Origin of the sequence: Paenibacillus ginsengihumi DSM 21568 (assembly GCF_000380965.1) — a bacterium.
Lineage (GTDB): Bacteria > Bacillota > Bacilli > Paenibacillales > NBRC-103111 > Paenibacillus_G > Paenibacillus_G ginsengihumi.
The window spans coordinates 1-20446 of the sequence record NZ_KB905614.1 but is presented as its reverse complement, the minus strand read 5'-3'; the positions used below and the strand labels follow the sequence as shown (position 1 = coordinate 20446).

The 20446-nt window shown below is 51.4% G+C and carries 15 protein-coding genes and 1 pseudogene; 6 read left to right on the top strand and 10 right to left on the bottom strand.

Going from position 1 to position 20446, the window contains the following annotated elements; translation table 11 throughout:
* Positions 1-32 precede the first annotated feature (32 nt).
* Positions 33-1112 (bottom strand): mannose-1-phosphate guanylyltransferase, encoded by a 1080-nt coding sequence (locus tag F591_RS0122780; RefSeq protein ID WP_019536918.1) that lies wholly within the window; start codon positions 1110-1112, stop codon positions 33-35.
* Between the two features lie 275 nt (positions 1113-1387).
* Here F591_RS0122780 and F591_RS0122775 point away from each other — a divergent pair, with 275 nt between their 5' ends.
* From F591_RS0122775 to F591_RS0122755, 5 genes are all read left to right on the top strand, one after another.
* The gene (locus F591_RS0122775; RefSeq protein ID WP_019536917.1) at positions 1388-2881 is read left to right on the top strand and encodes a sugar transferase; all 1494 of its coding nucleotides are present in this window, start codon (positions 1388-1390) and stop codon (positions 2879-2881) included.
* A 2-nt stretch (positions 2882-2883) separates the two neighbouring features.
* Positions 2884-4032 carry a glycosyltransferase family 4 protein gene (locus F591_RS28805; protein ID WP_019536916.1) on the top strand — a complete coding sequence of 383 codons (1149 nt, stop codon included), beginning with the start codon at positions 2884-2886 and terminating at the stop codon, positions 4030-4032.
* 26 nt (positions 4033-4058) lie between these two features.
* Positions 4059-5174: a glycosyltransferase gene (locus F591_RS0122765; protein ID WP_019536915.1), complete on the top strand. Its 1116-nt coding sequence runs from the start codon at positions 4059-4061 to the stop codon at positions 5172-5174.
* Positions 5155-7593, top strand: a complete 2439-nt coding sequence (locus F591_RS0122760) for an O-antigen ligase family protein (protein ID WP_019536914.1) — start codon at positions 5155-5157, stop codon at positions 7591-7593. Before F591_RS0122765 ends, F591_RS0122760 begins: the two co-directional genes overlap by 20 nt.
* A gap of 175 nt (positions 7594-7768) precedes the next feature.
* Positions 7769-9397 carry an S-layer homology domain-containing protein gene (locus F591_RS0122755; protein ID WP_019536913.1) on the top strand — a complete coding sequence of 543 codons (1629 nt, stop codon included), beginning with the start codon at positions 7769-7771 and terminating at the stop codon, positions 9395-9397.
* A gap of 663 nt (positions 9398-10060) precedes the next feature.
* Here F591_RS0122755 and groL read toward each other — a convergent pair.
* The 8 genes from groL to F591_RS0122715 all read right to left on the bottom strand — a co-directional run bounded on the left by groL (position 10061) and on the right by F591_RS0122715 (position 17455).
* Complete coding sequence (gene groL, locus F591_RS0122750; RefSeq protein ID WP_019536912.1) at positions 10061-11689, bottom strand: chaperonin GroEL; 1629 nt, start codon at positions 11687-11689, stop codon at positions 10061-10063.
* A 100-nt stretch (positions 11690-11789) separates the two neighbouring features.
* Positions 11790-12071, bottom strand: a complete 282-nt coding sequence (gene groES, locus F591_RS0122745; protein ID WP_019536911.1) for a co-chaperone GroES — start codon at positions 12069-12071, stop codon at positions 11790-11792.
* Positions 12072-12704: 633 nt separating this feature from the next.
* Positions 12705-13484 carry a twin-arginine translocase subunit TatC gene (gene tatC, locus F591_RS0122740; protein WP_019536910.1) on the bottom strand — a complete coding sequence of 260 codons (780 nt, stop codon included), beginning with the start codon at positions 13482-13484 and terminating at the stop codon, positions 12705-12707.
* 31 nt (positions 13485-13515) lie between these two features.
* Positions 13516-13800 (bottom strand): twin-arginine translocase TatA/TatE family subunit, encoded by a 285-nt coding sequence (tatA, locus tag F591_RS0122735; RefSeq protein ID WP_040742357.1) that lies wholly within the window; start codon positions 13798-13800, stop codon positions 13516-13518.
* Positions 13801-14307: 507 nt separating this feature from the next.
* A complete protein-coding gene (locus F591_RS0122730; RefSeq protein ID WP_019536908.1) occupies positions 14308-15315 on the bottom strand; it encodes a molybdopterin-binding protein in 1008 nt (335 codons plus the stop codon).
* Positions 15305-15805: a molybdopterin adenylyltransferase gene (gene mog, locus F591_RS0122725; protein WP_019536907.1), complete on the bottom strand. Its 501-nt coding sequence runs from the start codon at positions 15803-15805 to the stop codon at positions 15305-15307. Before mog ends, F591_RS0122730 begins: the two co-directional genes overlap by 11 nt.
* Before the next feature lie 26 nt (positions 15806-15831).
* Positions 15832-16332, bottom strand: a complete 501-nt coding sequence (moaC, locus tag F591_RS0122720; protein WP_051109244.1) for a cyclic pyranopterin monophosphate synthase MoaC — start codon at positions 16330-16332, stop codon at positions 15832-15834.
* Positions 16333-16798: 466 nt separating this feature from the next.
* Positions 16799-17455: a 5-formyltetrahydrofolate cyclo-ligase gene (locus F591_RS0122715; protein WP_245581105.1), complete on the bottom strand. Its 657-nt coding sequence runs from the start codon at positions 17453-17455 to the stop codon at positions 16799-16801.
* 205 nt (positions 17456-17660) lie between these two features.
* Between F591_RS0122715 and F591_RS0122710 the strand changes: the two genes are divergently transcribed.
* Positions 17661-19628, top strand: coding sequence for an ABC-F family ATP-binding cassette domain-containing protein (locus F591_RS0122710; protein ID WP_026326829.1), 1968 nt, complete (start codon positions 17661-17663; stop codon positions 19626-19628).
* 265 nt (positions 19629-19893) lie between these two features.
* Here F591_RS0122710 and F591_RS32125 read toward each other — a convergent pair.
* Positions 19894-20446, bottom strand: a pseudogene (locus F591_RS32125) (hypothetical protein); the annotation flags it as partial.

The following is a 20446-nucleotide window of genomic DNA, read 5'->3' as shown; positions in this document are numbered from 1 at the left end:
TCCGCAATTTTATTAAGCATAGAATCTCCTCTTTACAGGTACTGCTCAAGCTTTTGATTCCTGAGTTCTTTGATGATAGACTTAATCTCCTGCGCCCTATGCTTTGAGCAAATCAGAGTAACATCTTCCGTGTCTATGATGATGAGATCCTCCAGCCCAAGAGTAGCAATAAGCTTGCCATTACTTTCAATGATTGAGCCCTTAGTATCAATGCTCAATACATTCCCTTTAATTACATTTCCATTGGAGTCTACCTCGCTAATTCTTTCTAGCGCCGTCCAGCTGCCGACATCATCCCAACCGAAAATACAGGGGATCACGTAGATATTGTTCACTTTTTCCATGATGCCGTAATCAATCGATTGGTCTGGCATTCGGTGGAATTCCATCTTAATAATTTCATTTTTATCGTGACTGCGGAAAGCAGATTTCATTGTTTCGAGAATATCGTGCATTTCCGGCATGAATTCCTTGATATATCGCCTGATTGTAGCGGTTTTCCAAATAAAGATACCGCTATTCCAATAGTAATTTCCTGCAGCCAGATATTGCTTGGCCTTATTAATATCGGGTTTCTCAACAAATTGATTAACCTCCAGCACATCCATTTGGTTTACAACCAGCTTACGATCTGTGCTTTCAATATATCCGTATCCGGTTTCTGGATAATTCGGTGTGATTCCCAAGGTAACTAGGGCATCGCTCCTCTCCTCACACACTTTTGCCGCGGTAATCAAAATGCTCACGAATCTTTCTTCATTCTCGACAATATGATCCGAAGGGAGAACCACCATTGTGCTGTCGGGGAATTTTTCTTCAATAATTAAAGAAGCCACGCCTACACATGGAGCTGTGTTGCGCCCCACCGGCTCGATAATGATATTTTCGAACGGAAGGTGTGGGATCTGGGCATGGATCAGTTCAGCATATAGTTCGTTCGTCACAACGAAAATTTGTCGAATATCAATTAATTTTTCCAATCGGGCAATCGTTTGTTGAATCATCGATTTATTGCCTGATATGTTAAGGAACTGTTTGGGCAGATTCGTCCGGCTTTTGGGCCAAAAACGTTCCCCTTTGCCCCCCGCCATGATCACTGCAGTCATTATCATCGTACAATTCCTCCATAAATCGACAGAAACCGTGCTTCTGCTTCCTATTTTGATAACTTCAAACATTATACCCCATCGCATAAACGATAGGCAATGAAGAAAAATGGCAATGTTTATCAATTAGTTAGACGCAATCAATAAGCGGAAAGTTTCAGTTATTATCAAGACTTTATTAGAATTATTCACTACTAAATACTGGCATCATATTTCCTTGCAATTTCAACATCTTTCGCACTACAATAGGCAAGAGAACTTATTTCATGGAGGAATCGGCGTTGAATTATCCGGTTACGTCGAAACGGACCAATCAGATGATTCCAACTTTGGAGATTAACAAGAAGCTGGAAACGAAGAAAAATGTCGCGATCGCCATGAGCGCGACTTTCATTCTGCTTGAAGCCGTCCTGTTTACGCTGATTTATTTCTATTTATATGAGTATCGCATTGCTGCCGAGTTTAAGAGAAGCATGGATTTATTCAATATCGATAGTCCGCGCTTTTTAAGCTACTTTATTTTTTATGCAATCTCCTCCATCGTTTACATGTTTTTTGTATATCGCTATAAAATATTTCAGTTCCGAGCCAGTTCTGGATTAGCTGACGAACTGTTCAAGATGTCCAAAGCATTTTCATTTGCTATTTTGGTCACCATTGGAGTCAGCTTCTTCCTTAAGTACATTGAATTGTCCCGTCTTGTGATATTCCTTTACTGGGCAAGTGCTGTCGTCGCTTGCGGTGCGCTCCGAATTGCGAAAAGATTCATTTATTTTCGCTTCGCCCGTCACGAGCTCGTGGCTAAAAATGTTATTATCGTTGGGGCCGGAAAAGTTGGCCAATCGCTTATGGATGAGATCAAAGAGAACAAATGGCTGGGCTATAAGATCGTCGGTTTTGTGGATGATAAAGTCGTTAAAGATTTCAGCGGCTATCGATACCTGGGTACGACTTCTGAATTAAAAGAGATTATTCAAAAGCATCTTGCTGATGAATTGATTATTACGATTCCTTCCGAAAGAGAACTTGTCCATTCGATTATTACGGATTTACGCAAAATTGATATCAAAATCAAGATTATACCAGACATGTTCAATTTGGTGATGAGTACCGTACAGATCGGTAACTTAAGCTCGCTGCCTGTGGTTACGTTGGTCAAAACTCCCATGCGGGGATTCGGACTGCTCTTCAAACGTATATTTGACATTGTATCAGCATGCATCATTTTCGTTTTGATTAGCCCTATTTTCCTGGCAACTGCAATAGCAATTAAACTGGATTCCCCAGGCCCGGTATTTTATAGGCAGCAGCGTCTCGGTAAAAACGGTAAAATGTTTCATATGCTTAAGTTCCGGTCCATGGTTACGGACGCGGAAGCATTGCTCAGTAAACTTCAACAGCATAACGAAGTAGATGGCATCGCCTTTAAAATGAAACATGACCCCAGAACAACTAAAGTTGGACGTTTTATTAGAAAGTATTCTATCGATGAGCTCCCTCAGCTTTTGAATGTGATCAAAGGCGACATGAGCTTAGTGGGGCCGCGGCCACCTCTGCCCAATGAAGTTCAGCAATATGGGGACTGGGAATGGAGACGTCTCGAAGTGCTGCCAGGGATGACCGGGTTGTGGCAGGTAAGCGGTCGTAGCGATTTGTCATTCCAGCAATGGATGAGCCTGGACATCTATTACATCGAAAATTGGAGTGTATCGTTGGACTTGAAAATATTGCTTAAAACGATTCCGGTTGTTCTAAAAGGCGAAGGAGCTTATTAACGATGAGAGTATTTATAGATGCGCAGCCTTTGCTTGGAGTGCGATCCGGTATTGGAAACTACGTTCGGTTTCTTTGCAATCATCTAATGATGCTTGATGGCATTGATCTAACGTTATTTTTTAATCGCATTTTAAAAAATATTCGTTCCGGGGAATTGCCGTTCGATTCGGTTGGTAATTCTCGTTTCGTTTATAACAGCCGCTATCCTTACAAAGTGATTCGTCGTCTCTGTAAACCGAATCCATTATATGCTTTTCCATTTGACCTGTTATCGAAACAAAAATCATTGATTTTTCATGGAACAAATTTCACTCTTACCCCGTCTATGAATGGGAAGAGTGTTATCACGATTCACGACCTTGCATATATGATTTATCCTGAAACGACAAGTGAGCGAATTTATCGCCACCATACCCGTTGGGTGCCATATAGCGCCCAAAAGGCGGAACGAATTATTGCGATTTCGGAACACACGAAAAATGACATTATTCGACTGCTGAATATTCCTGAAACTAAGATCGATATCATTCCTTTGGCCGCTGATCCCAGCTTCCGGCCTTTGCCGGCAGATATTGTAGAACGTACACTCCGAAAACTCTCGCTGCCACAGCAATACATCTTATTCGTGGGCACGTTGGAGCCAAGAAAAAATTTATTGGGTTTATTCAAAACTTATGAGCTTCTTTTGCGTAATATAGATAGGCCGTTAAAATTGGTTGTTGTAGGAGCCAAAGGCTGGAAGTTTAGTCCCTTATTCGATTTTATCGAAAGCCGCAATCTAGAGCAGCATGTTATATTTGCTGGGTATATTGATGACGAGGATTTGCCTGCCGTATATAACGGGGCATCCGTTTATGTTATGCCTTCCGTATATGAGGGTTTCGGGCTCCCGATATTGGAAGCCATGCAGTGCGGAATCCCGGTCATTGGTTCCAATGTTTCCTCTATACCGGAAATCATAGATCGCTATGGAATTCTCGTTCCGCCGGACGATTACGAGCAGTGGGCTGAACGCATTCATTCACTGACTTCAGATGAACAACTTCACCGTCAATATCGGCAGCTGTCTTTAGAAAGAGCCACCCATTACTCTTGGGAAAAGACGGCCATCGCAACGAAAAAGGTATACGAAAAAGTGCTCTTTTCTTAAATGTACATGCGAAGGGAGACAATGCGATGAAGGTAGCGCTCGTACACGACTATTTGAACCAATACGGCGGAGCCGAACGCGTGTTGGAGTGCTTCATGGATTTATATCCCGACGCACCGATATATACCATTATCTCAAATTTGGATAAGATGCCGCGGCGCTTTCGGGAAGCCGATGTACGCACTACCTTTGTACAGAAGCTCCCCTTCTCGGCGAAACATTATAAAAAAATGCTCGGCTTATTTCCGTTAGCCATTGAGCAAATAGATCTTAGAGAATACGATCTGATTCTTAGCTCCTCCAGCGCTTTTGCTAAAGGTGTGATTACGAACCCTTCACAAGTGCATATATGCTACTGCCATACACCGATGCGATATGTATGGGACTTGTACCATCAATATATGGAGGAAATGAGAAATCCTATTTTCCGACTCGCGTTGCCCTCTATATTGCATAAAATTCGCTTGTGGGATCAAGCAACAGCTCATCGAGTCGATTCGTTTATCAGCAATTCCTTTAATGTCGCCAAACGCATTCAAAAATATTACCGGCGTGACAGTCAGGTGATTCATCCTCCCGTATCACTGAATCATCTCAAGCTTTCTGCGACTTCGGAAAATTTCTATTTAATCGTGTCTCGCCTCATTCCTTACAAACGAATCGATCTTGTCATTGAAACGTTTAATCAATTAGAATGGCCTTTGATTATTATCGGAGACGGTTATGACCGGCCTCGATTGGAGCAGCTTGCGGGTCCCACTGTTCAGCTGTTAGGCTATCAGCCCGACGAAGTAATCCACGATTATTATTCGCGCTGCAAAGCTTTTATTTTGGCGGGCGAAGAGGATTTTGGCATAACCCCTTTGGAGGCGCAAGCCCATGGCAAACCAGTTATTGCCTATGGCAAAGGAGGAGCTTTGGAAACGGTTATTGACGGCGTTACGGGACTTTTTTTTAAAGAGCAGACAACCGCAGCATTAACCGACGCCTTGATGAGATACATGGATCTTTACTTTGATCCCATGGTCATTCACAATCATGCACAGACATTTAATGAACAGCGTTTCAAGGATCAAATCGCTCGTTTTGTCGAAAGTGCGGTTTATCCGAAGGAGAGAAATTATGTACAAGCAAATAACTAAGAAGAAGCATCGAGACAGCACTTCAATCCTGTTTTGGCTTTTAGCGGGAATGACTGCCTTGTTTCTCTTTTGGGCACCTTTCCAAAAAGCTCTTTTTAACGGAAATACGGTCGATTTTGAAAGGCCCATTTACTCCGCATTAATGTGGGGATTTATTATTTTGTTACTGCTGGCTTTCTATCTGTTTAATCACTGGGGAATAAACACTCATCAAGATGTCGTTGGATTGCTGGTTTGGTTCATGCCCTTTTCATACGTGCTGGCCAAGTTTGCCGAAGCCTCTCATTATTTTTCGACAAACATGGTGTTCATACAGAGCTTTTATGCCATTGCCTTTATCGTTGGACTTTATGTAGCGAAAAGTCAGATTGGCTTGCGCATTCTGACCCAGGCCTTTTTATGGTCAGGCTATCTGATTGTCTGGTTCGGAATACTTTATTGGTTCGGGTTCGAGAAGATTGCCGTTGGCTTAATCGGTTGGTTCACTTCTTTACCCAACGGCAAATATCTTCATGCGGTTATGGAAGCCGAGGGCGAGCTTCGCTTGACTTCGGTATTCCAATATGCCAATACATATGCCGCATTTCTTATGGCTCTGCTGTTAGGCATTGTTTATGTCATATCTGACGGAAAGAAGTCTTACTACAAAGCAGTGCACGCTTTTATGCTCGTGCCGATCATTATTTCTTTTATATTGACATTGTCTCGCGGCGGTCTTGTCCTGCTTCCTGTACTGATATTGCTGATTCTCCCTTTTATCGCTTTGCCGAGACAGCTTATGATCTTGATCCATCTCGTTATCTCGGGTGCAGCAACGCTTCTGGTTTTAAGCCGCACCACAGCGGCCGGTGAAGCAGCTTTCAGACAAGACTTGTCTCAATCGACTGGCGGAATATGGACTCTGATTGGCGTCTCCCTAGCTATAGCCGTTTTAATCTGGTTGTTGCAGACATACGTCTATCCCCTCCTTCAAAGAGGGATTGAGCATAAAGTGAAATGGAAGCTGGCCAACATTCTCGTTCCCGGTGTTTCCATTATTGCAGGAGCACTAGGGCTGTACCTGCTGCTTGGCAACACATTTGTTGCAGGCATGCTTCCCGAATCCATCAAGCAGCGGATTGAGAACATTAATTTCGCCCAGCACAGCGTTCTCGAGAGATTTACAATGTACAAGGACGCCGTCAAATTGTTCTCGGATTATCCAGTGACCGGAGCCGGAGGCGGAGCTTGGGCGGCATTATTTGAGAAATACCAGAACAACCCCTACACTGTCCGGCAAGCGCACAACTTCTTTTTGCAGTATTTGGTGGAGACCGGTATTGTAGGTATTCTGATTTTAATAGGCTTGTTAGGATATGTGCTCATCATCTTCTGGCATCAGTATCGAGCGAGCAAAGAAGCACATGAAGAAAGATATTTGTTTTTCATTGTAGTCATTTCTCTATTAGTACACAGCATTATGGATTTTGATATGAGCTACGTGTATATCAGCGGTCTTGTCTTCTTAAGTTTAGGTGCGCTGATCTCGGGCCATCCATTCATGTTAAAGCGGAGTTTTGAAGAACTCATCCGTTACAAGTGGGTTTATCCGGCGCTTATGGCCATCTTCTCTTTAGTGATGTTCTTTAATACGGCGCAAATGCTCAGTGCCAACAGTCTATATAAAGAAGCATACGGACTTACCCGCAGCGGTGCAAGCATAGAGGAGATTTTGACTCCATTGAATAAAGCGTTGGAGTACCGTCCCGAGCATCCAGATTACACTGCTCTCAAGATTGATCTTTTGCTTTCTGGCTACGACCAAACGAACCAGGAGCAATATTATACCGAAGCGTCCCAATTGCTCAGTTCGGTGCTTGATAAGGAACCATTTAATCGTTCTTTGATTGAACGCCACATTAACATCTATTCGATGAAAGATCAGACAGAAAAGGCTCTGGAAATCGTTAATGCCGAGTTCGGCAATTTCCCTTGGGATATTACTTTATACGAGAAAAAGATTTCGTTCCTCGTTGGACTTGGTGACAAAGCCCGGCTGGAAAATAACAGCGAGCAACGAGATATCTATTGGAATGAAGCTATGGAAACCTATAACTTAGTTATGGATAGAGCTAAAATGCTCGAATCCCTTCCTAAAGCCCAGGGTCAAGGACGAGCATTTGGACTCACTCCTTCTATGGGTCAGGCATTGGGCCAGATGGAATTTATAAAAGGTAATTATTCTGAGGCGGAAACTTTCCTTAAAGCCGCTGTGAATCCTGATCAATTCAACGATGAGCCAGGTCGGATCGCTGCACGTTGGTATCTGGCCGCACTGCAAAAGCAGGGAAAAAATGATCAGGAAATATACGACCAATTAATTGCAGCTGACCCGAATGAAAAAAAGCAAATTGAAGGACTCTTTAATGCAAGATTTTAAGCTATTTTTTATATAAATCGCTACAGCATTGCAAATAAAAACCTAATACAAAATGCTACCAATTTGTCATTAGAGATGCTAGAATATTAATGGGTTTTTCTGTCCTTTTGGTAACAAGGACCCATATCGGGCCCTGTTATATATCAAACACGCGGGGAAGGAGGTGGAATGGACCATGCGTAATGCTGATTCACAACTGAATAAAGAGAGATTTGAAGGGAGAAGGAACAGTTTGAAATCTGCAGTTTTAAGCAAAACTTCCAAAGCTTTATCTGTAATGCTGATTCTGTCGCTGCTGTTGCCGGTTATGGCGTTCGCTGCTACAGGTTTTAAGGATGTCACCTATAAAGGTAGCACTGTATCGGGTACCGTATATTCTGATGTTTACGATGTAAATGCGCAAGTTTACCTGTACGCGCCGAATGGAGAGTTGTTGGATAGAGTTAAAGTCCAAAATCCGTCCACTGATGTTAATGGTGTAACTTACTACTCTTTCAGTACAACGGTCACTGGCTATACTTATCTGAACCTCCATGGTCTGATTACGGGTAACGGAACACCAGTAGATGACGCTGTTTACCAAACCGTTTACCGTTCTGACAGCAGCAGCAGCCGTAGAGGCGGTGGCGGTGGCGGATACTTCCCTGGCATTAATGGGGAAATTGATGCTTCCACTGGAAAAGTATACGCTGATACGCTGAAAAACGCCTTTTCGTCGAACTCTGATGTCATCATCCGCTTCAAAGGCGACAAGCTGGAGCTTGCCCTTGCAGGTCTGGTAGGCGCGCCTAAAGACGGAAAGCTGACGATTATTGGCGAGAACGGCACGTACATCCTGCCGGTATCCGTCTTCAATGTCGATGCGATTGCAGAACAGCTGGAAGCTAAAGCTGACGATGTTATGATTGCCGTAACGATCAAAAAGCTGACGGGCAGCGATGCAGAAGCTGTTCAAGCAGCGGTTGCAGCTATCGGCGGTACGCAAGTTGCCGACGCTGTTGACTTCAAAGTTGAAGCTACTGGCAATAACAAAACTGTTGATATCAACTTCGGCAAAACGTATGTTGAACGCGAACTGAAGCTGAGCCAATCGGTTGATCCGAAGAAAGCAACTGGCGTTCTGTTCAACGGCAGCACGCTGAGCTTCGTACCGTCTACGTTCGAAACGGAAGATGATAACACGTTCGCTATCCTGAAGCGTAACGGCAACAGCATCTACACGGTTATCGAACACAGCAAGAGCTTCTCCGACATCGTAGGCCACTGGGCGCAAGCCGACGTGGAACTGTTGGCGAACAAGCTTGTTGTTGACGGTGTAACCGACAGCACGTTCGAAGCCGACCGCAATATCACTCGTGCTGAATTTGCAGCACTGGTTGTTCGTTCCCTCGGCCTGACGCCGGGATCCGGCAGCGCTTCGTTCAGCGATGTAGCTTCCGGTGCATGGTATGCTGATGTTGTCGCTACGGCGGCTAACGCTGGCATCATCGATGGTTATGAAGACAACACGTTCCGTCCGAACCAACAAATCACTCGCGAAGAATTGGCTGCTATGGTCGTTCGTGCGCTGGCTTACGTTGGTGAAGACACATCGGTAACGTCCAACGAGCAAGCTCAACTCCTTGGCAAATTCAAGGATGCAAGCGACATCGTTTGGGCTCAAGCAGAAATCGCAGCAGCGATCCGTGCCGGCCTGATGGACGGCATGACGGATTCGACGCTGGAATCCTCCAGCAGCGCAACTCGCGCTCAATCCGCTACGATGCTGAAGCGTTTCTTGAGCTCCGCTGACTTCATTAACTAATCGACCTCCTTCCCGCGAGCCGGGAACAGGTACGAAAAAGACCCGATACTTCGGTATCGGGTCTTTTCTTTCACATAGCAAGTGTGGCGAGGTGCTGGAAGTCCTGTACTGGCCACAGCCATTCTGAACAGTCTTTTTGCATCATAGCTCCGTATTTAAATGCGCAAGGATTCCTATCGCCGGAGGAAAAGGATGCGCGCAAGCATATGTGCCGTCTTCATCTCAGCCCCCCAGCCGAATTGGAGAGATGGAATGGTTTTAGGCGAAAACTATCTATTAAGGTTTGATGCTAAACACAACCGCTAAGTTTTAATGTCAGACCGACGAAAGCATGGAATTTTACATAGTCGGCTTCGGGCAGTATTGGACTTCGCTTTGTCATATAAGCTCGTCCGTCCCGCCTATGCTTATATGTGATTTCTGTTCGTCAGACTGAGGGTCTGCCTCGGCTTCCTTCAGATTCGGACTCACGACCGACACCTTGCCTTCAGCTAACAGTTCCTACTGCCAAGTCTGTAGCGGACTTTCAGCGCCTAGTTATCGCCCATGCCCGGGTGCACCACCAAAAAAAGCCTCTCAAAAGCAATCATGTTTTTGAGAGGCTTTTTGATTGAAGCTGTGGGCGATTCGGTTGCCACACAGCTCAAGGCGTTATTGGCGAGCTTACATCATGCCGCCCATTCCGCCCATGCCGCCCATGTCAGGCGCAGACGGTTTATCTTTTTCCGGTTTGTCGGCAATGACGGCTTCGGTCGTCAGGAACAGAGCGGCGACAGAAGCAGCGTTTTGCAGCGCGGAGCGAGTTACCTTCGCCGGGTCGACGATACCAGCTTCGATCATGTTGACCCATTCGCCAGTAGCGGCGTTGAAGCCGATGCCCACCGCTTCTTTCTTCAGGCGCTCGACAACGACGGAGCCTTCCAGACCAGCGTTAGCGGCGATCGTACGAACCGGCTCTTCCAGAGCGCGCAGCACGAGGTTGATACCCGTTTGCTCGTCGCCGGAAGCTTGCAGGCTGCTGACAGCGCCGTATACGTTCACGAGAGCCGTACCGCCGCCGGATACGATACCTTCTTCGACAGCAGCGCGAGTCGCGTTCAGGGCGTCCTCGATGCGCAGCTTGCGCTCTTTCAGCTCAGTCTCGGTTGCAGCGCCGACTTTGATAACGGCTACGCCGCCGGACAGCTTGGCCAGACGCTCTTGCAGCTTCTCTCTGTCGAAGTCGGACGTCGTTTCTTCCAGTTGAGCGCGGATTTGCGATACGCGAGTAGCGATGTCCGCTTTGTCGCCGGAACCGTCGACGATGATCGTGTTTTCTTTCGTTACGCGCACTTGGCGAGCGGAACCGAGTTGTTCGATCGACGTGGATTTCAGCTCGAGGCCGAGCTCCTCCGTGATCACTTGGCCGCCAGTCAGAGCGGCGATGTCGCCCAGCATTGCTTTGCGGCGGTCGCCGAAGCCAGGAGCTTTGACTGCTACGCAAGTGAACGTACCGCGCAGTCTGTTCACCACAAGGGTAGCCAGCGCTTCGCCTTCGACGTCTTCTGCGATGATCAGCAGCTGCTTGCCGGATTGAACCACTTTCTCCAGCACCGGCAAAATCTCTTGAATGTTGGAGATTTTCTTGTCGGTGATCAGGATGTACGGGTTCTCCAGGATCGCTTCCATTTTATCCGTATCCGTAATCATGTACGGGGAGATGTAACCGCGGTCGAACTGCATGCCTTCCACGACTTCCAGCTCAGTGATGAAGCCTTTGGACTCTTCGACAGTGATAACGCCGTCTTTGCCCACTTTCTCCATCGCTTCGGCGATCAGTTCGCCCACTTCTTCGTCGGCAGCGGAGATCGCAGCGACTTGAGCGATATTTTGACGGCCTTCAACCGGCTTGGAGATCTTTTTCAGCTCTTCGACAGCTGCTTTAACCGCTTTGTCGATACCTTTGCGCAGAACCATCGGGTTCGCGCCGGCAGTTACGTTTTTCAGCCCTTCGCGAATCATCGCTTGAGCCAGCACCGTAGCCGTCGTCGTACCGTCGCCGGCAACGTCGTTCGTTTTCGTAGCAACTTCTTTAACGAGCTGCGCGCCCATGTTCTCGAACGGATCTTCCAGCTCGATTTCTTTGGCGATCGTTACGCCGTCGTTCGTGATGAGCGGGCTGCCGAATTTCTTCTCCAGAACGACGTTGCGTCCTTTCGGTCCGAGCGTAACTTTAACGGCGTTAGCCAGCGCGTCCACACCACGAAGCATTCCACGGCGAGCGTCTTCGCTGAATTTAATTTCCTTTGCCATGAATGAAACCCTCCCTAATGATTTGTCATGTATTTGAACGTTCTCAAGCGCAAACTTAAGTAAATGGGTAAGACCTTAAGTACAGGCCACGATCGCGAGATTAAGCCAGGACGGCCAGAATGTCGCTTTCGCGCATAATCAGCAGCTCACGGCCTTCGTATTTCACTTCCGTGCCCGCATATTTGGAGAAAATCACGCGGTCGCCTTCCTTCACTTCAAGCGGAATCCGTTCGCCGTCTTTCAGCGTGCCGCTGCCAACAGCAACGACCTTGCCTTCTTGCGGCTTCTCCTTCGCGGTGTCTGGCAGGACAATACCGCTAGCGGTGGTTTCCTCCTTAGCGATGGCTTCGATGACAACGCGATCACCCAACGGTTTGATCATGAGAAAATAGCCTCCTTTAATATGGTGTTGCTTAGTGTGATAATGTTATTAGCACTCGGAAGTGTTTAGTGCTAACAACAATTATTATGATAATCAGTTTACGGCAATTTTGCAAGAGGGGAGTTTAATATTTTCGCACCTCCTTCATTCTATCCCTACGCTGGAAAAATATACTTCCTACCGTCTGCCGCTTTTCGTCAATGCCCGTCTTTTTCCGCAGCTGGCCGCCCGCACGAGCCGGGGGGTGCGGTTCATTTTCGCCATCTAATGGCGCTGCGCAAGCGCATGGGGGTCTATCTTGAAAATAGCCCCGGGGTGCGCGGCTCATTTTCATCATCTGATGGTGCCGTGCAAGCGGATGGCCGTTTATTTTGAAATTTCGTCGGCATCCACGGAGCGAATTTTCAACATCGCAGATGCAGCTGATGAACTAAGGAGACGCTCGTCATAGGCGGCTATAAAAATTCGTTCCCAGATTTTGAAGGGATTTGGGATCTGACGTCGAATATAGTTGACAAGGAATTCAAGCCCCTCTCCATGACATTGTTATTGGGCAGTAACATTGTTCGGGTGCCTTGAATTCCTTTCCTTGTTTCACCCACAAAAAAATCCGCCCCATCGGCGGACGAAACATCACGTTGCGCTTTCTTCGCTGCGGCTGTATTTTTGCTCCCATTCCTGGTCCTGAATCAGCTGCTTCCGGTATACAATGTTGGACAAAAATACGCTGAACTCGTACAGCACGATCATCGGCACGGCGACGATAATGGCCGATATCGCGTCCGGCGGGGTAATCAGCGTCGAGACGACTACCAGCAGCAAGTAGGCGTAGCGGCGCATTTTGCGCAGCCGATCCGGATTCATCAGCCTCAGCTTGGTCAGAAACATCACGACGAGCGGCAGCTCGAACAAGAGGGACAGCGGCAAAATAATATTGAACATAAACGAGAAATATTGCGAAATGCCGTACGTCTCCTGCAGACCGAGACTTTGTGCGATGGAGGACGTAAACAGGAATGCCATGCGAAACACGATGAAATAACCGAAAGCAAGACCGGCAAGAAACAGGATTAAAGCGAACGGCACGAACATCAGGGACGCTTTTTGCTCCTCCTCGCGAAGGCCCGGCTTCAGAAAAGCCCAGAGCTGGTACAACGTGAACGGCAAAGCGATAATCAGTCCCGTGATGAACGAGAAATTCATATACATCTTAATGGCGTCCCACGGGTTGAAGATGTTCCATTCCATCCCGTTCGCCGGGGGGACGGAGCGGAGGTAATTGATCATGGGCTTCGCCGTGATGAAACCGACCACCATACCGACAGCGAGCACCAGCAAAACCCAGATAATCCGTTTTCGCAGTTCCCCGAGATGCTCGACCAAGGTCATGCCCTCTTCGAATTCCTTGTCCATCTTTTCACCAACCCATTTGGACTTATGTCGATCAATCCGGCAGTCTCCGCGGTTCTCCTGCAGCTGCGGACGGCTCGGCCGGACGGGCAGCCTCGGCGGCCGTCAAGGAGGCAGGCATCGTCTCCGCCACAGGCGTCACGTCCTTGCGCTCCGGCGCCTTCGGTTCATCGGCCACAATCCCGCTCGAAGCCTCCTTGAATTCGCGAAGCGTCCGGCCCAGCGCGCGCCCAAGCTCGGGAAGCTTGCTCGGTCCGAACAGCAGCAGCGCGATCAGGAGAATTAACAAGATTTCGCTGAATCCGATATTTCCAAGCATCATGGATCGATCCTTTCTTTAAATAAGAAAAACCTTGCCTTTGGCATGACCCTTTATCGTGCAAACCTAATCCTTCGCTGCGACCGGTGATACTCACCCGGCGGCCCCCGAACTCCGCGTTAGCGCTGCCCTTCCCCGAGCCTTATCAGGCGGCAAATCCTGCAAAAAATGCAACATTTACCGCATCCTTCGTACAAGAGGAAGGGGAATGCTGCAAATCGTACAACAATTTGAGCGTGACGGACTTCAAATCGAGGAACATCGACCGAAATCTTGCACTTTCTACAACATTGAGCCGCCAATGCGGTTTATTTCCCCTTTTTTGCTGTACAAAATACAACACTGGGCTGATTCTCTGGAAAATTCAGCATTGTCCGCGCGTTGAATGTTCAATACCGCAGGCGACGTCCGCTGACGAAGGATTCGTTCGCCCCTAACGCTTCCGGCCATGAATTCGGGCAGCCGCCTCGCCGCTTGGCCGTGAGAAGCACGGCAGCGCTCAGCAGCTCAGCAGCCCAGCAGGCCGCCGTAGCCCATCGCCGTAATGTCGTCCCGCGTCACCGTCTCGCCTGCGCAGACGCGCGGCAACAGCACGTCGAAGGATGTGTACGGATCGTGCATGACGCACCCGGGCAGCCCCATGATCGGGACCTCCTCCGCTCCGCGCGGCATATAGCCGATCAGCAGCATCGAGCCGGGCAGCATCGGCGTGCCGTAGCTGACGATGCGGGCGCCCGCCCGCTTGATCGCTCCCGGCGTCCTATCGTCCGGATCCACCGACATCCCGCCTGTCAGCAGCAGCATATCGACCCGGTCCCGCTCCAAAAAACGCCGAATCTCCGCGACGATCGTATCGGTATCGTCTGGCGCAAAGCGCTGGTCGATCACCTCGGAGCCAAAGGCCGCCACCTTCTCCTTGACGACAGGCCCGAACTTGTCGGCGATTCGGCCTTTGAACACCTCGCTGCCGGTCGTGATCAGGCCGACCTTCAATGGCCGGAACGGCTTCACCTTAACAAGCGGCTCGTCCAGCACGCGGACGGCTCGGGCAACCGTCTCTTCTTCGATGACCAGCGGAATGACTCGCGTGCCAACGAGCGCCTGGCCCGGCTGCACGACCGTATCGGTCTTGATCGTCGAGACGATCACCTGATCGATCGCATTGACCGCGTCGGCCCGGTCTTTGTCGATCTTGGCCAGCCCGCGTATCGCCGACTTCAGCGTAATCTTCCCTTCATGCGGCGCACCGAACTGCACATGATCGCCTCCGGCTGCGGCAGCGATGCGGCCGGCCGCCTCGTCTTCATGCAGCCAGCCGTCCGTCAGGTGCAGCGTATAAATATGCTCCTTGCCAATGCTGAGCAGCGCGGGAATGTCCTCTTCCCGGATGACGTGGCCCTTCTTGAACAGCCGCCCCTTGAACTGGCCGGGGATGATCTGCGTCAGGTCGTGCGCCAGCACCATGCCGACAGCGTCCTCCACCTTCACTTCCCGCAGCAAGGCATCAGGCTTCATTGCCGTGATCCCCTTCCCGGCCGGTCAAGATGCCGAGCGCATGCGGAAGCTGATCCAGAATGGCGCCCAAATTCTCGGTAACGCCCTTCGGACTGCCCGGCAAATTGACGATCAGCGTTCGGTTGCGGATGCCGCAGACGGCCCGGGACAGCATCGCCCGCGGCGTCTTCTGCATGGAGCTCATCCGCATCGCTTCGGCGAAGCCTGGCGCCTCGCGGTCGATGACCGCCAGCGTCGCTTCCGGAGTCACGTCGCGCGCGGCCAGCCCGGTGCCGCCGGTCGTGAAGATCAGATCCGCCCGGAAGTAATCGGTCATCTCGATCAGCGCGGCCATGATCTCGTCCTTCTCGTCGGGGACGACGCGGTACTCGACGATCTCCCCGTTCATCTCTTCCTCCACCAGCTCCCGGATCACCTGCGCACTGGTATCCTCCCTCTCGCCGCGGAATCCCCGGTCGCTAGCCGTAAGTATCCCCACTCTCCAGCGCATCGCCTGTTCTCCTCCCCTCGGGTACGTCAGCGGCGGTAATCGCCGTTCTTGCCTCCGGTTTTGCTGAGCAGCATCGTCGGCCCGATCACCATGCCCTTTTCCGCCGCCTTGCACATGTCATACACCGTAAGCGCCGCCGCGGACACCGCAGTCAAGGCTTCCATCTCCACCCCGGTCTGGCCCTTCGTCTTCACTTCGGCTTCAATGTACAGCTCGTCCTTCCCGTTGTCGGAAAAAACGACATTCACCCCGCTCAGCGGCAGCGGATGACACATCGGAATCCAGTCGGACGTCCGCTTGGCGGCCATCACCGCCGCGATCTGCGCCACAGCCAGCACATCGCCTTTGCCGATACGGCCTTCTTTGATCAGCGTAAGCGTCTCCGGCTGCATCTTGACGGAGGTCCGGGCCACCGCAGCCCGATGCGTCTCAGGCTTGTCGGTGACATCGACCATCCGAGCCCGGCCCTGCTCGTTAAAATGGGACAATGTCGCATCATGCGACGGCGACCGATCGGACACAAGCATACACCCCTATCTATTTTGAAAATTTGGCGGTATACGCCGACAAAATTTCAATACCGCAGGTGACGACCGATGACGAAGGAAGTGCCCGTCATAGGCGTCTATCTTGAAAATAGCCCCCAGGGTGCGCGGCCCATTTTCACCATCTGATGGTGCCGCGCCAGCGGCATGGGGGTCTATCTTGAAAATAGCGCCGGACCCGCGGCCCCTCCCCAAGCACATGAAGCGACAAATCCTGCAAAAAATGCAACATTTGCCGCCCCCCTTGCACAGGGTAACGGGTAATGTTGTATTTTGTGCAACAATTAGGGGACGATTGGCTTCAAACCCGGGAAAATCGCCCGAAATGTTGTACAAAGTGCAACATTGGGCCGTAAATAGGGTTTATCCCCCCGTTTTTGTTGTACAAAATACAACATTTGCGGACTCTCTTGAAAATACTCCCGGGCCCGCTCCTTCGATAATCCGCTCAGGACGAGGGGGAAATCATACGGGATTCCGTCACGATCTCGTCGATCCGAAAATCGAACATCCCCATCGGCACTTCCCGGATGATCTGGATATCGAAGGCTGCCGCTACGATATACGGCTTGCCCCAGCCCGCCCGCACGAATTGCTGCATGAAACGGTCGTAGAAGCCTCCCCCGTAACCGAGCCTGCCCATATTCAGGTCGAAGGCGAGTCCCGGGACGAGCGCGACATCGACGTCGCGGATATCGTGCAGCATAGCAGTATGCCGTTTCGGCTCGCGAATGCCCCAGCGTCTGCGTTCCAAATCGTCGTACGACCGCACCTCGAACAGCTTCAAATGCTTCTGCTCGGGATACGTCCGCGGAACGACGACCCGAATGCGCCGCTCCCAGCACGCTTCCATGACCGGCGTGACATCGACCTCTGTTTTGATCGGCATATACGTAAACAGCGTAGGGCGCCGACGGGCTTGTCCGCCCGTTGTCATCCCCGGCCATGCGTCCAGACGCTCGAGCAGCCTGTCGCAGATCAGTGCCGACTTGCTTGCCCTTTCCTCGGCGGAAAGCGAAGCGCGGCGGGCTTCCGCCTGACGGCGAAGCTCGATTTTTCGTTCTTTAATATTCATATTGATATATGGCCTTTCTTCGATTGTCAAGTATAGAATATCATCATTCTAGCACATTATGTGAAGAAAAACAGCCTTCCCCGGCAGGAAGGCGGAGGGAATCGGCGTTTTCGGCAGGAAGCGGCAGGCGCCCGCGGGACTCCCGGCAGTTCGCGCTTTAAGAAAATCGAATTTCACCCCGGCTTATGGTACACTGAAATGAGACATGTTTGAGCTGGATCGGGAGGATCAGGTAATGCTGCTGCAAGTTTCAGGAGTCACCAAAAGCTACGGTGCAACCACCGTGCTTTCCAATATATCGTTGCAAATCGAGCCGCGCCAGAAGATCGGTCTGGTCGGGGTGAACGGCGCCGGCAAATCGACGCTGCTGCAAATTATCGCCGGCGAGCTGTCTTACGACAGCGGAGACATTTTCAAAGCGAAGGAAACGAAAATCGGCTATTTAAAGCAAAACAGCGGGCTCGTCTCCGACCGGACGATCGTGGAGGAAATGCGCAGCGTGTTCGCTCACCTCAAGGAAGTCGAGAACGAGCTTCGTCAGCTGGAAGCCCAGATGTCCGACCCGGCGGTGCTGGCCAACGAGCGGCGGACGCAAGAGACGATGAACCGTTACGCCGCCCGCTCCGAATGGTACCGCGAGCAGGGCGGGTACGAGATCGAGGCGCGCATCCGCAGCGTGCTGCACGGGATGGGCTTCGGCCATTTTGCCCCGGATACGCCTGTGAACAGCTTGAGCGGCGGCCAGAAAACGCGGCTGGCGCTGGCCAAGATGCTGCTGCAGGCGCCGGATCTGCTCATGCTCGACGAGCCGACCAACCATCTGGACATCCCTACGCTGACGTGGCTGGAGCAATATTTGCGCTCGTATCCCGGGGCGATACTGGTCGTATCGCATGACCGGTATTTTTTGGACGCGATGGTGGACACGATCTATGAGATCGAGCGCACCGCCTCCCGCCGCTACACCGGGAATTACTCGCGCTATATCGAGCTGAAGCAGGCGGAATACGAAAGCCTGTCCAAGCAGTATGAAAAACAGCAGGGCGAGATCGCCAAGATGGAAGAATTCATCCGCCGCAACATCGTGCGGGCCTCCACGACCAAGCGCGCGCAAAGCCGCCGCAAGGCGCTCGAGCGGATGGAGCGGATCGAGAAGCCGCTCGGCGATTTGAAGCGGGCCAGCTTCTCCTTCGAGGTCGAGCAGACGTCCGGCAAGGAAGTGCTGGATGTGCGCGGCTTGACCGTCTCGTATGACGAGGGCGCTACGCCGCTGTTCTCCCGGGCATCGTTCCATCTTCGCCGCGGCGACACCGCCGCTCTCATCGGTCCGAACGGGATCGGCAAATCAACGCTGCTCAAAGCGCTCATCGGCGAGCATAAGCCGGATGCCGGCATAATCGAATGGGGAACGAATGTGCGCATAGGCTATTACGATCAGGAGCAGCGGGGGCTCAATCCGAATCACACGGTGCTGGAGGAGCTGTGGAGCGCCTATCCGCACCTGGAAGAGGCCCGCATCCGCACCGTGCTCGGCAATTTTCTGTTCAGCGGCGAGGACGTGTTCAAGAAAATATCCTCTTTAAGCGGAGGCGAGAAAGCGAGAGTATCGCTGGCCAAGCTGATGCTTCAGAAAGCGAACGTGCTTATTCTCGACGAGCCGACCAACCACCTCGACCTGTTCAGCAAAGAGGTGCTGGAATCCGCCCTGATCGATTACGAGGGCACGCTGCTGTTCATTTCGCACGACCGCTATTTCCTGAACAAAATGGCGGAAAGCATGCTGGAGCTGACTCCGGACGGCATTATATCGTACCTTGGCAATTATGACGATTATTTGGAGAAAAAAGCGGAGCTGGCCGAGCTCGAGGCGGGTCAACCGGCTGCAAGCAGCAGCGGGGCGCGAGGTGGCTCTGCCGCAGCGGAGCAAGCCTCGTCCGGCACCGGCGAGCCGGCTGCGGGCAGCGGCAGCTACGAAGCCGCCAAGCAGGCGAGACGCGAGGAGCGCAGCCGCCAGCGCAAGCTGGAGCAGCTTGAGCGGCAAATCGCCGAGCTGGAGACGGACATCGCCGCCCTGGAAGAAGAGCTGGCTCAGCCGGAGGTCTATAACGACTACGTGCTCGTGCAGCAAAAGAACGCGGCGATCGAGGCGAAAAAAGAGCAGCTGACCGCCTGTTACGAGCAATGGGAGCAGCTGGCGGAGTAAGCGAAGCGCTTATCGCTGGAATGCCGCTCACCCTTCGGGCGACGATTCAGATAGCCACGCTCAAAGCTGGCCGCCCTGCTACCCTGCTATTTGAGCTGTCAGAGCCGCTGCCCGGGAACGACATGCTCCTTTGATGGAATGCCACTTTTACACTTTCGGCGAAGCAGGCGGCCGCTGAAACAGCTCGCTGTCGCGCCGCGGGAGCAGCTGGCCGCGTAAATCTCGTGAAATCTCGGTAAATTTAAGAAATACCCCTCCTTGCCTCTTACCCTTTCGACGATTCCACAAGCCGCAGCAGCAGCAGCGGCACGCTGCCGTACACGATCATCGTCGCCGCGGCGACGATGCCCGAGTCGTTCAGAACGAGCGCGGCGACCGTGCCGACTACGACGGCGGAGCAGCCGTGCATGAACAGCGGGTAGCGGCTCTGCCAGCGCCGGATGCGCCCCCGCGGCCGCCACAGCAGCGCGGCCATGACGACGATGCCGGTCAGCAGCACCTTGCTCCAGGCGGAGACGCCGATCAGGTGCAGGTTCATCGCCAGCTTGCGGCCGATGATCGCCGCGATCAGCTCAAACCGTCCTTGAGCGAGCGCGGCGATGGCCCGCTCAATATGGCTGCCCGCGCGGGCATCGAGCCCGGCCGCGGCCGGGGCGGCGGCCAATGCGCCGCCTGCGCTGGCTTGGGCGGCAGCAGCCGGCGCTGGCGTGGCGGTCGGCTCCAGCGCGGCAGACAACGCCGGCACGGCGGTCGGCTCCGGCGCGGCAGACAACGCCGGCACGGCGGTCGGCTCCGGCGCGGCAGACAACGCCGGCACG

Coding starts and splice junctions, on each gene's coding strand:
- F591_RS0122780 (WP_019536918.1), bottom strand. CDS start 1,112: ATGATAATGACTGCAGTGATCATGGCGGGGGGCAAAGGGGAACGTTTT.
- F591_RS28805 (WP_019536916.1), top strand. CDS start 2,884: ATGAGAGTATTTATAGATGCGCAGCCTTTGCTTGGAGTGCGATCCGGT.
- F591_RS0122765 (WP_019536915.1), top strand. CDS start 4,059: ATGAAGGTAGCGCTCGTACACGACTATTTGAACCAATACGGCGGAGCC.
- F591_RS0122760 (WP_019536914.1), top strand. CDS start 5,155: ATGTACAAGCAAATAACTAAGAAGAAGCATCGAGACAGCACTTCAATC.
- F591_RS0122755 (WP_019536913.1), top strand. CDS start 7,769: ATGCGTAATGCTGATTCACAACTGAATAAAGAGAGATTTGAAGGGAGA.
- groL (WP_019536912.1), bottom strand. CDS start 11,689: ATGGCAAAGGAAATTAAATTCAGCGAAGACGCTCGCCGTGGAATGCTT.
- groES (WP_019536911.1), bottom strand. CDS start 12,071: ATGATCAAACCGTTGGGTGATCGCGTTGTCATCGAAGCCATCGCTAAG.
- tatC (WP_019536910.1), bottom strand. CDS start 13,484: ATGGACAAGGAATTCGAAGAGGGCATGACCTTGGTCGAGCATCTCGGG.
- tatA (WP_040742357.1), bottom strand. CDS start 13,800: ATGCTTGGAAATATCGGATTCAGCGAAATCTTGTTAATTCTCCTGATC.
- F591_RS0122730 (WP_019536908.1), bottom strand. CDS start 15,315: ATGAAGCCTGATGCCTTGCTGCGGGAAGTGAAGGTGGAGGACGCTGTC.
- mog (WP_019536907.1), bottom strand. CDS start 15,805: ATGCGCTGGAGAGTGGGGATACTTACGGCTAGCGACCGGGGATTCCGC.
- moaC (WP_051109244.1), bottom strand. CDS start 16,332: ATGCTTGTGTCCGATCGGTCGCCGTCGCATGATGCGACATTGTCCCAT.
- F591_RS0122710 (WP_026326829.1), top strand. CDS start 17,661: ATGCTGCTGCAAGTTTCAGGAGTCACCAAAAGCTACGGTGCAACCACC.